Origin of the sequence: Anaerosoma tenue, assembly GCF_023161965.1 — a bacterium.
Lineage (GTDB): Bacteria > Actinomycetota > Coriobacteriia > Anaerosomatales > Anaerosomataceae > Anaerosoma > Anaerosoma tenue.
Map to the genome: position 1 here is coordinate 221587 of NZ_JALNTY010000001.1, position 15112 is coordinate 236698.

Consider the following 15112-nt stretch of genomic DNA (forward strand, 5'->3'; position numbering starts at 1 on the left):
TGGTAGACTGTTCCGCGTGATCCTCACCGTCAACCATGTGACCAAGTCCATCGGAGAACGCGTCCTGTTCGCGGACGCGTTCCTTCGCGTTGGCCCGCGCGACCGCATCGCGCTTGTGGGCCCCAACGGCGCGGGCAAGACCACCCTCCTGGAGATCATCGCGGGCGAGCAGGAGCCCGACGACGGCTCGGTGGTGCGCGCCAAGGACGCCACGGTGGGCTACCTCCGCCAGGAAGCCATCGAGATGCACGGCGCCAGCGTTCTGGAGGAGGTGCTCTCGGCCGCATCGGGCGTGCGCGGCCTGGAGCACCGGATCCGCATGCTGGAGGAGGAGCTCGCCACCGCCTCTGCCGAGGAGACCGATCAGCTCTTGGCCGAGTACGGTCGCCTGCGCGACCGCTTCGAGCACATGGGCGGCTACACCGTGGAGGCCGAGGCACGCGCGGTGCTCACCGGGCTCGGCTTCAAGGAGGCCGACCTTGCCAAGGACGTCTCCGAGCTGTCCGGCGGGTGGCAGATGCGCGTGGCGCTCGCCAAGATCCTGCTCACGGAGCCCGACGTCCTGCTGCTCGACGAGCCCACCAACCATCTGGACCTCGAGAGCGTCACCTGGCTCGAGGGCTTCCTCAAAGGGTACGAGGGTGCGGTGGTGATCGTGAGCCACGACCGCTCCTTCATGGACGGCATCGTCAACCGTGTTGCCGAGATGGAGTTGCGGGCGCTTACGCTGTACCACGGCACCTACAGCGAGTACGAGGAGCAGAAGGCCGCCGGACGCGACCGGCTCGTCTCGGCCAAGAAGCAGCAAGAGCGCTACATCGAGCAGCAGGAGCGGTTCATCGAACGCTTCCGCTACAAGAACACCAAGGCGAAGGCCGTGCAGAGCCGCATAAGGGCGCTCGACAAGGTGGAGCGCATCGAGCTGCCCGAGGAGCGCAAGAAGGTGCGGTTCTCCTTTCCGCAGCCGGAGCGCACTGGCGAGGAGGTCATCAGCCTCGACGGCGTGCGCAAAGCGTACGGCGACAACGTGGTGTACGGCGAGCTGTCGCTGAAGCTGTTCAGGGGTGACAGGGTCGCGCTCGTCGGCCCCAACGGCGCGGGCAAGTCCACGCTGCTGCGCATGCTTGCGGGCGACCTGGAGGCCGACGCCGGCACGCGGAAGCTGGGGCACAAGGTGACCGTGGCCTACTTCGCACAGCATCAGCTGGAGGCGCTCGGCCTGGAGAACACGGTGCTGCACGAGCTGATGCTCGCTGCGCCCGACTGGACGCAGGAGCAGGCGCGGACGCTCCTCGGCACGTTCCTCTTCACCGGGGACGACGTGCTGAAGCTCGTGAAGGTGCTCTCAGGAGGCGAGCGGGCACGTCTGGCGCTTGCCAAGATGCTGGTGCGGCCGGCATCGTTCCTGTGCCTGGATGAGCCCACCAACCATCTCGACATCCAGGGGCGTGACGTCCTTGAGACCGCGCTCAGGCAGTACACCGGCACGATCGCGCTGATCACCCACGACCGGCACCTGATCCGCGCGATCGCCAATCGTGTGGCGGACGTGCGCGACGGGCGGGTAGCCGTGCTCGATGGCGACTACGACTACTACCTCTCCAAACGTGACGCGCTCATCACCGGCGAGGCGCCCGGTCCGGCGGAGCAGGGGAGCGCCACCCGCCAGGGCGCGGCCTCGGGCGGCGCCGCCGGATCACCTAAGTCCAAGGAGGCCAAGCGTGCGGAGGCCGAGGCCCGCAACCGGCTCTACCGGGGCACGAAGGACGCTCGCCGCCGCCTGCAATCGCTCGACCGCGAGCTGGCTACCGCACAGGCGCGCCACGACGAGCTGCTGGGACTCCTGGGCGATACGGAGATCTACGAGGACAAGGAGCGGTTCGACGCCACGCTGGCGGAGTACGCCGCAGTGAAGAAGCGGCTCGCCGAACTGGAGGGCGAGTGGCTCGACGTGTCCGAGCGCCTGGAGCGGCTCGAGTCGGGGGAGGGCAGCGCGACGTAAGTGGCGTATAGAGAAACGTGAAGTTTCCTGATTTCGCGGTTGCGCGAACGAGATCTTGTGGGTATACTCGCTTCAAGAGTTGCTTCGGCAACCCCTTACCCCTGAGCCCTAAGGTGCCGGCCTTGGGGCTCTCCCTTTTCCCGGGGTCGATCGCCGAGCGTGTCCACCGTCACGAGCAGGCCGTTCATCAGTCTCTGGCGTATGCCCTCTCAAGGCGCCGTAAGACTTTGCCGATGAGAGTTACATGATCATCTCAGACGAACAGGTCAGCCGCGTTTGTGAATACCTGCACAGCGGTAGTGCATACTCGGTCACGTCCCACGAGAACTGGACACCCCCAGAGAAGGAATTCGTGGACAGCGTGGTGGCGTCGGTATGCTCCCTGCCGGACGTGCGAGAGGAGCGGGTGGAAGAAGCCCGCCGCCGGATGACCCATGCCATGCCGGACCCCGACGAGGTCGCGTCCAAGCTGATCGGACGCGTGTTGTCCGACTTCGTCCGCTAGCCTCGGAGCCACTGCTTCCGTGAAGCGCGGGCGCCCCGTTGGGGCCCCGCGCTTCTGCTACGATTGTGCAGCCGCATCACGTCCGCCAGCGGCGAAGTCACGCGAGGCCGGAAGGGGTCGCCGTGCCGTACACGAGAGACCGGCTGGGAGAGGTTCTGGTGCGCTCGGGCGCGCTCACGCCCGAGAGCCTGGAGCGCGCACTCGAGATCCAGCTGTCCGAGGGCGGGAAGCTCGGGGAAGTGCTCACCCGGAGCGACATCCTCGATGCCGAGGCGATCGCCAGGGCTTTGGCCGAGCAGAAAGGGCTCGAGTACGTGAGCCTTGCCACCTATCCGGTTGACCGCGACGCGGCGTCGTACCTTTCGGAACGCGTGGCACGACGGATCCAGGCGGTGCCGATCGGGTTCCGCGAGGGCGATGTAGTGCTCGCCATGGCCGATCCCCTCGACATCGAGACGATCGACGACGTGCGGCTACGCACGGGCAGGCAGGTCATCCCCGTCGTCACCACCCCGTCGCAGATCGAGTACGCCATCGACAAGTACGTCACCTCGGCCGACGCGTTCGAGGACCTCACCGACACGATGGCCCAGCAGGAGGAAGAGGACGTCGTGGTGGTGGGCGACGAGGACGTGCCGGTGGTGCGCCTCGTGAACCAGTTGATCCGCGAGGCCGCGCACGACCAGGCGAGCGACATCCACATCGAGCCCGGGCCGCATAATGTGCGTGTCCGGTTCCGCGTCGACGGCGTGCTGCATGAGGTCGTCACCGTGCCTGTCACCGCGCGCGCGGGACTGATCAGCCGTGTGAAGGTCATGGCCGAGATGGACATCGCCGAACGCCGGCGCCCGCAGGACGGTCGTATCGGGCTCGTGGTGGACGGTCGTGTCATCGACATGCGTGTGGCCACACTGCCCACCCCGTTCGGCGAGTCGATCGTGATCCGCCTGCTCAACCACGAGGAGCAGCAGCCCACCGTTGAAGACCTCGGCATGCGCGATGAACACCGCGCACAGCTGGAGCGGTTCCTGTCGCGCCCGTACGGCGAGATCCTGGTCTCCGGCCCCACCGGGTCTGGCAAGTCCACCACGCTCTACGCAAGCCTCATGGCGCTCAACAGCGCCGAGCGCAAGATCATCACCATCGAGGACCCGATCGAGTTCCAGGTCGAAGGTATAACGCAGATGGCGGTGAACACGCACATCGGTCTCACGTTCGCCACGCTGCTCCGCACGGTGCTTCGCTCTGACCCCGACGTTGTGATGGTCGGCGAGATCCGTGACGCGGAGACGGCGCAGATCGCCACGCGCGCCGCCCTCACGGGGCACCTTGTGCTCTCGTCGATCCACACCAACGACGCGCCCTCGGCCCTTACACGGCTCTCCGACATGGAGGTGGCGCCGTTCATCGCTTCGAGCGCGCTCATCGGTGTGGTGGCCCAACGGCTCGTGCGGCGTTTGTGCGACGAGTGCAAGGAGTCCAAGCGCGTGAGCAAGACGCTCCTCGCCGGGTACGGGCTCACGCCGGAGGATGTGACGGCAAAGACCGTCTACACGGCGCACGAGGGCGGATGCGACGCGTGCTTCGGCACCGGCTACCGCGGGCGGACGGGCGTCTTCGAGATCATGGAGATGGATGACGAGCTGGAGCGCCTGTTCCTCGCCCAGGCGCCGTCGGAGGCGATCCGGAGCGCCGCGCTTGCCGCCGGGATGCAGACGTTGCGGCAGGACGCGCTGTTCAAGGTCGGCCAGGGTATCACCTCTCTTGACGAGGTCATGCGGGTCATCATCTGAGCGATCGGAGGCGCAATGGCGACCAACGGCCGCAAGCCGAGGGCGATCGTGCTCGTCCTGGACAGCGTGGGTGCTGGCGAACTCCCTGACGCCGCCGACTATGGCGACGAGGGCTCCAACACGCTCGGCAACACAGCGCGTGCGGTAGGCGGGCTCTCGATGCCGTACCTTGGCGCGATGGGTCTCGGCAACATCACCGCGATCGAGGGCGTGCCCCAACTGGAAACGCCCGTGGCGTCGTGGGGCAAGTGCGCCGAGCGGAGCGCCGGCAAGGACACCACCACGGGTCACTGGGAGATGATGGGGCTCGTGCTCGAGCGCCCGTTCCCCACGTATCCGGAGGGCTTCCCGCGTGAGGTGATCGATGAGTTCTGCCGCCTCACGGGCTACGAGGGAGTGCTCGGCAACACGGTGGCGAGCGGCACCGTGATCATCAACGAACTCGGCGACGAGCACATGGCCACCGGGCTTCCGATCGTGTACACCTCGGCAGATTCGGTCTTCCAGATCGCCGCTCACGAGGAGCGGTTCGGCCTCGACGAGCTGTATCGCGTGAGCGAGGTCGCCCGGGGGATGCTTGTCGGCGAGCACCACGTGGGGCGCGTGATCGCGCGGCCGTTCATCGGCCCGGACGAGACCGGCGCCTACACCCGCACACACCGGCGGCGCGATTACGCCGTGAAGCCCTTCGAGCCCACCGTTCTCGACCTGCTGCAGGACGCGAGCGTGCCGGTCTTCGGCGTGGGCAAGATCGGCGACATCTTCGCCTGGCAGGGGATCACCTCGTCGCCGCACGTCACCGACAACATGGACGGGTTCGACCACCTGCTCGAAGAGGTGCGCCGCCCCGAGCAGGGGTTCGTCTTCTGCAACCTGGTGGACTTCGACATGCTCTGGGGGCACCGCAACGACGCTCGCGCGTACGCCGACGGGCTCGAAGCGGTGGACGCACGGATGCCCGAGCTGCTCGACACCATGGCCGAGGGCGACGTGCTCATCATCACCGCCGATCACGGCTGCGACCCCACCACCGAGTGGTCCACCGATCACTCCCGCGAATACACGCCGCTGATCGCCAAGATCAAGGGCGTGGACGCGGGTGTGGACCTCGGCACGAGGAAGACCTTCGCCGACATCGGCGAGACGGTCCTGCACTTCTACGGGCTGCAGGACCGCTGCGGCCGGGGCACGTCGTTCCTTGAGGAGGTGCGCGGGGCGTGAAGTCGCTCGAGGAGCTCATCGAGGTCAAGCGCGACGGCGGCACGCACACCGCCGACGAGCTGCAGCGGTTGGTGGACGCCTTCGTCTCGGGAGAGATGCCCGACTACCAGATGGCCGCCTGGCTGATGGCTGCATTCATCCGCGGACTCGACAGCGAGGAGACCGCCGCTCTCACCGGGGCTATGGCGCGCTCCGGCAGGATGGTCGACCTCTCGGCGGTGCCCGGCGTCAAGGTGGACAAGCACTCCACGGGCGGCGTGGGCGACACCACAACACTGGTGCTGGCCCCGCTCGTTGCGAGCTGTGGCGTACCGGTGGCCAAGATGAGCGGGCGCGGCCTCGGTTTCACCGGCGGCACGCTCGACAAGCTGGAGTCGATCCCCGGGTTCACCGTGACGCTCGAGCCCGACGACTTCCTCCGCCAGGTGCGCGACGTTGGATGCGCCGTGATCGGCCAGAGCCCCGATGTGGACCCGGCCGACAAGAAGATGTACGCCCTGCGGGACGTCACGGCTACCGTGCCGTCTGTCCCTCTGATCGTGGGGTCGATCATCTCCAAGAAGGTGGCGGGCGGCGCGGATGCGATCGTGCTCGACGTGAAGGTGGGCTCGGGCGCGTTCATGAAGACCGAGTCCGATGCGCGGGAGCTTGCGGCCGAGCTCACCCGTGTCGGCGCGCTGCTCGGCCGCGAGGTGGTGTGCGTGCTCACGGACATGGACCAGCCGCTGGGGCGGGCCGTGGGCAACGCGCTCGAGGTGCGCGAAGCCATCGCCACGCTCAAGGGCGAGGGACCCGCGGACCTCACCGAGCTCTGCCTCGTGCTTGGCTCCCGGATGCTCGTTCTGGGCGGCGTGGCCGCCGACGAGCGCGCCGGGCGCGACCTGCTGCTCGACTCGATCGCCACAGGCAGCGCTCTCGACACCTTCCGTGCCTGGGTACACGCACAGGGCGGCGACGAGCGGGTGGCCGACGACCCGTCGCTGCTGCCCGCGGCCGCGCACGAGCGTGTGGTGACGGCAACGCGCGCGGGCTGGGTGAGCGGGTTCGACGCCGAGGGGGTCGGGCGGGCGGCTATGGCCGCCGGCGCCGGCAGGGCGCGCAAGGAGGACGCCATCGATCCCGCGGCCGGCCTGGTGCTGGCCGTGAAGACCGGCGATCGCGTGGAGGCCGGCGATCCGCTCGGCACGGTGTGCTCCTCGGACGCCGCGCTTCTCGACGAGGCCGGAGCGCGCCTGCGTGATGCGGTCGTTCTCGGAGATGAAGAGGTCGAGCCCCCGCCGCTGTTCCTTGAGGTGTAGCGCGATGAGCGTTCGGAGGGTCCGCCAGTCCGCCCCGGTCACCGGCATCGCGGTGGGTCACGCCAACCCCGACTTCGACGCGTACGCCGCGATGGTGGCCGCCACCAAGCTCTACGAGGGCACACGTGCGGTCTACCTGGGCAGCCAGAACGCCAACGTCCGCGAGTTCCACAACCTGCACGAGGAGTTCGTGCCGTTCGTGGACCTGGGCACGCTCGACTTCGACGCCATCGAGCGCGTGATCATGGTGGACACGCGTGAGGCGGACCGGATCGGGGAGATCGGCTCGGTGGTCACGCGCCCGGGTGTGGAGGTGATCGTCTACGACCACCATCCGCGGCAGCCGGGCGATGTCGTGCCCGCCGAGGACCACTCGATGATGGTCGGCGCCACGACGTCGATCCTGACGCACGAGATCCACGACCGCGGGATCGCCCTCACGCCGCTTGAGGCGAGCGTGCTGCTGCTGGGCATCCACGAGGACACCGGTTCCCTCACGTATCCCGGCACTACCGCGTACGACGTGGAGGCGGTGGCCTTCCTGATGCAGGCGGGCGCCGAGATCGACGTGCTCAACCAGTTCCTCGCGCGGTCGCTCACCACCGAGCAGCGGGCGATGCTCGAGCAGCTGGTGGACTCGCTCGAGACCTGGGAGGTCAACGGTCAGGAGATCGCCGTGAGCGTGGCGCGCTCGGAGGAGTACGTCGACTCGGCTGCCGTGCTCACGCACTACATCGTGGAGGACCTTGGCTACCGTGTCGCCGTGGCGCTGATCGAGATGCCCGAGCGCCTGCAGGTGGTGGGGCGCAGCAGGATCCCCAGCGTGGACATGGCAGCCGTGCTCAAGCACCTCGACGGCGGCGGTCATCCGCAGGCCGCCTCGGCCGCATTGCGTGACGGGACGATCGAGGAAGCCCGAGAACGGCTGCGCGACGCGCTCACGATGGAGGTGGTGCCCCCGCTCACCGCCGAGGAGATCGCGTCGTCGCCGGTGCGATGGGTGCCGCCCGAGACGCCCATGGACGAGGCGGGAAGGATCATGGCCACCTGGGGCCACAGCGGCCTTCCGGTGATCGACAACGGGCGGCTGGTGGGGCTCGTGACCCGCAAGGACGTGGACAAGGCCGCACGCCATGGCCTGGGTCACGCCCCGGCGACCGGGTTCATGGCCCGGCAGCCCGTGACCGTCACGCCCGACACCGACCTGCCCGAGCTCGAGCGGTTGCTGGTGCGCACCGGCATCGGCCGGCTCCCGGTGGTGGATGGCGGTGAGGTCGTGGGCATCGTCACGCGCAAGGACCTGCTGCGGGCGCAGCACGGGGAGATGTATCTCGACCGCAAGATGAGCAGGCGCCACGCGGACGCGGCGCGTACGGTGCTGGCTTCGATCGCGCACCTACCGGCCGACGCCCAGGAAGCGGTGCGTACGATCGGGAGGATGGCCGACGAGGCCGGCGTGCGTGCGCATGCGGTGGGCGGGTTCGTGCGCGACATGCTCCTCGGCGAGCCCAACCTCGACATCGACATCGTGGTGGAGGGCGACGGCCTCACCTTCGCGCTTGAGACCGGCGAGCGCCTGGGCAAGCGGGTCAAGGTGCACCGCCGGTTCGGCACGGCCGTGATGGTGTGGTCGAAGGACCTGCACGTGGATATCACGAGCGCTCGCACCGAGTACTATCAGCGCCCTGGTGCGCTTCCCACGGTGGAGCGCTCGTCGTTACGGCAGGACCTCTTCCGTCGCGACTTCTCCATCAACGCGATGGCGGTGTGCGTGAACCCCGAGCGCTTCGGCCAGATCGCCGATCCCTTCGGGGGCTTGAGCGACCTGGAGCGCGGCGTGGTGCGCGCGCTGCACTCGCTTTCGTTCGTGGAGGACCCCACGCGTGTGCTCCGCGCGCTTCGGTTCGAGCAGAAGTTCGGCTTCCGGATCGACCCGTCCACCGACGCGCTCCTCAAACAGGCCGTGGAGATGGGCATGCTCGACGAGGTGAGCGGCGCGCGGCTCCGCGAAGAGCTCCTCGACATCATCGATGAGCCGGATGTCGCGGCGATCCTCACGCGTATGGCGGAGGTGGGGGCGCTCGGCTCGGTGGGACCCGAGACCGACGACCACACCGCCGCGATCGCCGATGTCGCGGCGTGCGCGTCGGCGTATGACACGCTTGCCCCGCGATTCGAACAACCGCCGCGGCGCAGGACGCTGCTCGTGACCGCGTTCATCGCGCGCGCGGGGCGCTCATCCGCCGATCGCTGGTGCCGCAAGATGCGCTTTGGCCGGGAGTACGCGGGTCCTGCGGTGCTCACAGCCGAGCGCCGGGAGGCGCTCACGGCCCGGTTGCGCGACCGGCGCAAGATGCGCCCCAGCCGGCTGTACTTCCTGCTCGAGTCGCTGCCCTCGGAGACGCTGGCGTATCTGTGGGCCACGGGTGAAGGACGGGTGACCGAGCGCGTGGAGGAGTACGTGACCGTGCTTTCGCGAGTGCGTCCGGAAGTGACGGGAGAGGACCTCATCGCGCTCGGCGTGGAGCCGGGCCCGCCGTTTGCTGGTATCCTTGCGCAAGCCCGCGCCGACCGCCTGGACAAGCGAGCGGTGGGTCGTGAGGCGGAACTCGCCAATCTCAAGCGGCTCGCCAAGCGCGAGGCGCGTTAAGGGGTCCCACGCATGTCTGAATGGATGTTCCGTATCCTCGAGCTCGCGATGTTCATACCGGCGATCGTGCTGCATGAGGTGTCGCACGGTTACGTGTCGTATCGGCTCGGCGATCCCACGGCCAAGATGAAGGGCCGCCTGAGTCTCAACCCGGTCAAGCACGTGGACCCGTTCGGTACCGTGTTGCTGCCGCTGTTGCTGTGGTTCTCGGGCGCGCCGGTGTTCGGCTACGCCAAGCCGGTGCCCATCAACCCCGGCTACTACAAGGATTACCGCAAGGGCATGATGCTCACCGGGCTCGCGGGCCCCACCACCAATCTCACGCTGGCGCTCGTCTCCGGCCTGCTGGTTCGCTTCCTACTGCCGATGGGGGATCTGGCCACCGGCTCTCAGGTGGATCCCACGTTCACCCCGCTCGGCTGGGTGGTGTATGCGCTCTACTTCTTCGCGCAGATCAACCTGGTCCTGATGTTCTTCAACCTCATCCCCATCCCGCCGCTCGACGGGTCGCGCGTGCTGCCGATCTTCCTGTCGGACAGAGCGCTCATGAAGTATCACCAGGTGGAGCGCTACGGCATCCTGATCTTCTTCGGGGCGCTCCTGCTTCTGCCGCGGATACTCGGCTTCTCGCCGATCTTCGAGTACTTCAATATCACCGTCTACCCGATCCTGCGGCTCTTCACGGGCATCGGGTAGCACCTCAGGCGGCGGCGCGTCGCTGGCCGTGGCTCGCGGTACGCCCCGCCGGGGCGCTGCTGCGGTAGAATACGCCCATCTCCGAACAGCCCGACGAGAAGGAGCTCCATGACCTCGAAGAAGCGTGTGCTCACCGGGTACCGCCCCACCGGACGGCTCACCCTCGGCCACTGGTTCGGCAACCTGCTGAACATGCGCGAGCTGCAGGAGCAGTACGAGGCGTACTACTTCGTGGCCGACTGGCACGCGCTCACGAGCGACTGGCAGGACACGCATGGTGTGCGCCGCTACACGGAGGAGATGGTGCTCGACTGGCTCGCCGCGGGCATCGATCCCGAGAAGTCTGTCATCTACCGTCAGAGCGACGTTCCCGAGGTGGCCGAGCTTACGATGTACCTGTCGATGGTGGCGCCGATGAGCTGGCTCGAGCGGGTTCCCTCGTACAAAGAGCAGCGCGAGCAGATCACCGAGAAAGACCTCGGCAACGTGGGGTTCTTCCTGTACCCGCTCATGCAGGCGGCTGACATCGTGATCGTCCGTGGCGACCTGGTGCCGGTGGGCGAGGACCAGATCCCGCACCTTGAGCTCACGCGCGAGGTGGTGCGCCGGTTCAACACCCAGTACGGCGATCTGCTGCCAGAGCCCCAGGCCCTGATCGCCAAGGAGGGCGCGCGCGTACCGGGTACCGACGGGCGCAAGATGTCCAAGAGCTACGGCAACGCGATCTACCTCTCGGAGAGCGAGGAGGAGACCGCGAAGAAGGTCATGAGCATGGTGACCGACCCCGCGCGCAAGCTGAAGAGCGACCCCGGCAACCCCGACATCTGCCCGCTGCACCACATCCACAAGCTGGTGGCGCCCGATCCCGCCGACATCGCCGAGTGGGACCGCTGCTGTCGCGTGGCCGAGTGCGGCTGCGTGGCTCACAAGAAGCAGCTCGTGGAGGACCTCAACGCCTATCTGCGCGACTTCCGGACCAGGCGTGCGGAGCTTGCCGCCGAGCCCGGCGCGGCATGGGATGTCCTCGACCGTGGCGCCGCACGCGTGCGCCCCACGGTGGAGGCGCTCATGGGTGACGTCCGCCGGGCGATGCACATCGACGCGGAGCGCTAGGGAGTGTCGTACCGGGTCAGGACAGAAGGCTTCGAGGGGCCGTTCGACCTGCTGCTGCAGCTGGTGGCGAAGCAGAAGGTGGATATCGCGGAGCTCTCGATCACCGAGATCGCCGACCAGTACCTGGCCGAGGTCGAGCGCATGCAAGACCTGGATCTGGACGTGGCGAGCGACTTCCTGGTGGTGGCCGCCACGCTGCTCGAGATCAAGGCAGCCTCGCTCCTGCCGCGTGATGAGCCTGTCGAGCTCGTAGAGTTCGAGGACATGACGCCCGAGGAGGCGCGTGAGCTTCTTGTGGCCCGTCTGCTGGCGTACAAGCAGTTCAAGAACGCCGCAGGCGAGCTCTGGGGCCGTCACGAGTCGGAGGCGTTGATGCACCCGCGGGCGGCTGGTCTTGAGCAGCCGTTCCTGCACCTCATGCCCGACTATCTCGAGGGCATCACGCTCCACGGGCTCGCGGTGCTCTGCGCCGACCTGGTACACAAACGCGAGGTCTTCCTCCTGGAGGCCGACCACGTGGCAGCCGCGCCGATCAGTCTCGAGTTGCATGTGGAGAGCGTGGCGCGGCAGATCAGAGCGCGTAAGCGCTCGTCGTTCCGGCAGTTGGTCTCGAGGAACGCCACGGTCGAGGAGCTCGTGGTGACGTTCCTGGCCATCCTGGAGCTGTACAAGCAGGGTCTGCTCACGCTGGAGCAGGAGGACCTGTTCGAGGACATAGAGATAGTAGGGGTCGGTGATGACGCGTGAGCCGTGAGAACGCGGAACTCAAGGGCGCGCTCGAGGCGCTGCTGTTCGTCTCGGATGAACCGGTGCCGGTCTCGCGCCTTGCGAACGTGCTCGAGCTGAAGCAGCCGGCCGTGGAGGCTGCGCTGAAGGAGCTCGCAGCCGAATTCGCCGAGGAGGGGCGCGGGTTCCAGTTGCGCGAGGTCGCCGGCGGCTGGCGGATGTACACGCATCCCGCATACCACCCGCAGGTCGAGGAGTACGTGCTCTCCTGGGACACGAGACGCCTTTCACAGGCTGCGCTCGAGGCGCTTGCCGTGATCGCGTACCACCAGCCGGTGAGCCGTCAGGGAGTCAACGCCGTGCGCGGTGTGAACAGCGAGGCCGTGATCTCGTCGCTCATCGAGAAGGGGCTGGTGCGTGAAGCGGGCCGCGACCGGAGCGCCGGAAACGCGATCCTCTACGGCACCACGCGTACCTTCCTGGAGCGGTTCGGCCTCAAAGACCTGAGCGAGCTTCCGCCGCTGGAGGAGTTCGCGCCAGACCCTGAGACCGAGCGGGCGATACGCGAGCGCCTGAACGCGCTCGACGGAAGCATGCTCGACATGGACGACGATCTCGACGGCGCCGGAGACGATGAGGCTCCGACCGTTGATGATGGTGACGACGACGAGGGCACGATCGGCGGGGATGATGGTGGCGGACCCACAGAAGCCGAGTGAGGCCGGAGAGCCCGAACGCATCGCGAAGTACCTGGCGCGCTCGGGCATAGCCTCGCGCCGTGCATCGGAGGAGCTCGTGGCCGGGGGTCGTGTGAGCGTCAACGGCACGGTGATCCACGAGCCCGGCACGAAGGTGGTGCCCCGCGTGGACGAGGTCCGCGTGGACGGGCTGCTGGTGGAGCCTCCGGCGGAGCTCGAGTACCTCATGCTCAACAAGCCGATGGGCGTGATGACCACGCTCGACGACCCGCAGGGCCGTCCCACCGTGATGCGTTTCCTGCCGTCCGGGCTGCCGCGCGTGTTCCCGGTGGGGCGTCTCGACTACACGACCACCGGCCTCCTGCTGCTCACCAACGACGGCGAGCTCGCGCATCTGCTGATGCACCCGCGGCATCACGTGCCCAAGGTCTACCACGCGGTCGTCGACGGCGTGCCCGCCGAGAGCGACCTCCGGCGCCTCCGCGAGGGGGTGCTCCTCGACGACGGCCTCACATCACCCGCCGAGGCGCGTGTCCTTGAGCGCCGCGAGCGTACCGCCGCCGTGCAGCTCACGCTGCGTGAGGGCCGCAAGCGGCAGGTGCGCCGCATGCTGTCGGCAGTGGGACACCCTGTGATCGCGCTTTCGCGGATCGCGTACGGACCGCTGACGCTCGGCGACCTTCCCGAAGGCGCCGTGCGGCGGCTCGACCCGTCCGAGGTGGAGGCGCTCCGCGCGTCGGCGACGGGAGGACGCTGATGCTGGCGCTCGTGACGGGACCGGTACGGAGCGGCAAGTCGGGCGTGGCCCTGCGGCTCGCGGCGCAGAGCGGGCGCGAGATGATGGTCGCGGCCGGTGGGCGTCCGGACGACGAAGAAATGGCCCGGCGGATCGAACGCCATCTTGCGGACAGGTCCGACAGCGTGCGCGTGATGGAGGTCACGACGTCGTCTGGATGGGTGGCCGAGGTCCCCGACGACGTCTGCCTGCTGGTGGACTGTCTCGGCACGGTGCTCGGGCAAGCCGTGGCCGAGTTGGTGGACCCCGCGGCGGAGACCGTCTCGGCCCGTGCGGAGCGCGAGGTGGGGTCGCGGGCCGACGCGCTCGTGAAGGCGCTGGTGGCGCGTGCCGGTGACACGGTAGTGGTCTCCAACGAGACCGGGTGGGGCGTAGTGCCGGCGTCACCTGCCGGACGGTTGTTCAGGGATGTGATGGGACGTGCGACGCGGCAGCTCGCCGACGCGGCCGATGTAGCGGTGCTGGTCGTGGCCGGGCGGTGCGTTGATCTGCGATCGCTGCCAAAGGAGGCGGAGTGGCCGAGATGACGGAGAGTCGCCAGGGACCTCTCGAACAGGCGGTGCACGAGCTGTGTGCGGATGTGCGTCCGCCTTCTGAAGGGGCCGAGGAACGTGCCTGGCAACGGCTCGACTCGCTCACGAAACCGCCGCGCAGCCTGGGCGAGCTCGAGGTCCTGGCCGCGCGTATAGCAGCTGTGCAAGAGACCGACCGGCCCACATGCTGTCCGTCGGCGATCACCGTGTTCGCGGCCGATCACGGTGTGGTGGCCGAGGGTGTCTCGGCATGGTCGACGGACGTCACGGCGCAGATGGTGGCCAACTTCGCGTCGGGCGGGGCGGCCATCAACCAGCTTGCCGCACATGTGGGCGCGCGGCTCGTGGTGGTCGATGTGGGTGTGGCCTCGGACACGAGTGCGCTTGAGGGCGTGCTGCAGGCGAAGGTGCGGCCCGGCACGCGCAACATGGTCGTGGAGCCCGCGATGACGCGCGAGGAGGCTGCCGCGGCGTTCATGGCCGGGGCCGAGTTGGCCCGTGCCCTCGCGGACGACGGCGTCAAGGTCATCGGCACGGGGGAGATGGGTATCGGGAACACGACGGCGGCGTCCGCGCTCGCCGCGGCGTACACCGAGGTCCCCGTGAGCCGCGTGGTCGGGCGAGGGACCGGCGTTGACGACGCGACGCTGCAGCGCAAGATGGTCGTGGTGGGAGACGCCCTGAGGCTCCATCCACCGCGGCACGACGACCCCTTCGGCACGCTCGCCGCGCTTGGCGGGCTTGAGATCGCGGCCATGGCGGGCGTGTTCGTCGGTGGCGCCGCAGCGCGGGTGTGCGTTGTCGCAGACGGGTTCATCTCGGCGGCGGCGGCCCTTGCCGCGATGAGTCTGTGCCCGGCCTCGCGGCATTACAGCTTCGGTTCCCACACCTCCCGCGAACCGGGCCACAGCGTCACGCTCGTGCCGCTGCAGCTCTCGCCGTTCCTCCACCTCGACATGCGGCTCGGGGAGGGGACGGGCGCGGCGCTCGGCATCGGCGTGATGGGCGCGGCGTGCGCGATGATGAACGGCATGGCCACCTTCGAGGAGGCCGGTGTGTCCGGCAGGTCGGACTCCTAGCC

At 68.1% G+C, this 15112-nt stretch carries 13 protein-coding genes; all 13 read left to right on the plus strand.

Annotated elements, in window-relative coordinates; genetic code table 11:
* Window positions 1-16: 16 nt before the first annotated feature.
* Complete coding sequence (locus tag MSB02_RS01085) at window positions 17-2002, plus strand: ABC-F family ATP-binding cassette domain-containing protein (RefSeq protein ID WP_267193366.1); 1986 nt, start codon at window positions 17-19, stop codon at window positions 2000-2002.
* 352 nt (window positions 2003-2354) lie between these two features.
* Entirely contained in the window at window positions 2355-2507 is a 153-nt protein-coding gene (locus tag MSB02_RS01090; RefSeq protein WP_267193367.1) for a hypothetical protein, read from the plus strand.
* 122 nt (window positions 2508-2629) lie between these two features.
* Entirely contained in the window at window positions 2630-4300 is a 1671-nt protein-coding gene (locus MSB02_RS01095) for a GspE/PulE family protein (protein WP_267193368.1), read from the plus strand.
* 15 nt (window positions 4301-4315) lie between these two features.
* Window positions 4316-5521 carry a phosphopentomutase gene (locus MSB02_RS01100; protein WP_267193369.1) on the plus strand — a complete coding sequence of 402 codons (1206 nt, stop codon included), beginning with the start codon at window positions 4316-4318 and terminating at the stop codon, window positions 5519-5521.
* Entirely contained in the window at window positions 5518-6819 is a 1302-nt protein-coding gene (locus MSB02_RS01105; protein ID WP_267193370.1) for a thymidine phosphorylase, read from the plus strand. Before MSB02_RS01100 ends, MSB02_RS01105 begins: the two co-directional genes overlap by 4 nt.
* Before the next feature lie 4 nt (window positions 6820-6823).
* Window positions 6824-9469, plus strand: coding sequence for a CBS domain-containing protein (locus tag MSB02_RS01110; RefSeq protein ID WP_267193371.1), 2646 nt, complete (start codon window positions 6824-6826; stop codon window positions 9467-9469).
* A gap of 12 nt (window positions 9470-9481) precedes the next feature.
* Window positions 9482-10165, plus strand: a complete 684-nt coding sequence (locus MSB02_RS01115; RefSeq protein ID WP_267193372.1) for a site-2 protease family protein — start codon at window positions 9482-9484, stop codon at window positions 10163-10165.
* A 108-nt stretch (window positions 10166-10273) separates the two neighbouring features.
* Entirely contained in the window at window positions 10274-11278 is a 1005-nt protein-coding gene (trpS, locus tag MSB02_RS01120; RefSeq protein WP_267193373.1) for a tryptophan--tRNA ligase, read from the plus strand.
* Window positions 11279-11281: 3 nt separating this feature from the next.
* On the plus strand, window positions 11282-12025 hold the full coding sequence (locus MSB02_RS01125; RefSeq protein ID WP_267193374.1) for a segregation and condensation protein A: 744 nt from the start codon (window positions 11282-11284) through the stop codon (window positions 12023-12025).
* Entirely contained in the window at window positions 12022-12723 is a 702-nt protein-coding gene (gene scpB, locus MSB02_RS01130) for an SMC-Scp complex subunit ScpB (RefSeq protein WP_267193375.1), read from the plus strand. The genes MSB02_RS01125 and scpB overlap by 4 nt, the downstream gene beginning before the upstream one ends.
* Window positions 12698-13459, plus strand: coding sequence for a pseudouridine synthase (locus MSB02_RS01135; RefSeq protein WP_267193376.1), 762 nt, complete (start codon window positions 12698-12700; stop codon window positions 13457-13459). The genes scpB and MSB02_RS01135 overlap by 26 nt, the downstream gene beginning before the upstream one ends.
* Window positions 13459-14025 (plus strand): bifunctional adenosylcobinamide kinase/adenosylcobinamide-phosphate guanylyltransferase, encoded by a 567-nt coding sequence (locus MSB02_RS01140; protein WP_267193377.1) that lies wholly within the window; start codon window positions 13459-13461, stop codon window positions 14023-14025. The genes MSB02_RS01135 and MSB02_RS01140 overlap by 1 nt, the downstream gene beginning before the upstream one ends.
* Entirely contained in the window at window positions 14022-15110 is a 1089-nt protein-coding gene (cobT, locus tag MSB02_RS01145) for a nicotinate-nucleotide--dimethylbenzimidazole phosphoribosyltransferase (protein ID WP_267194099.1), read from the plus strand. Before MSB02_RS01140 ends, cobT begins: the two co-directional genes overlap by 4 nt.
* Window positions 15111-15112: the final 2 nt, after the last annotated feature.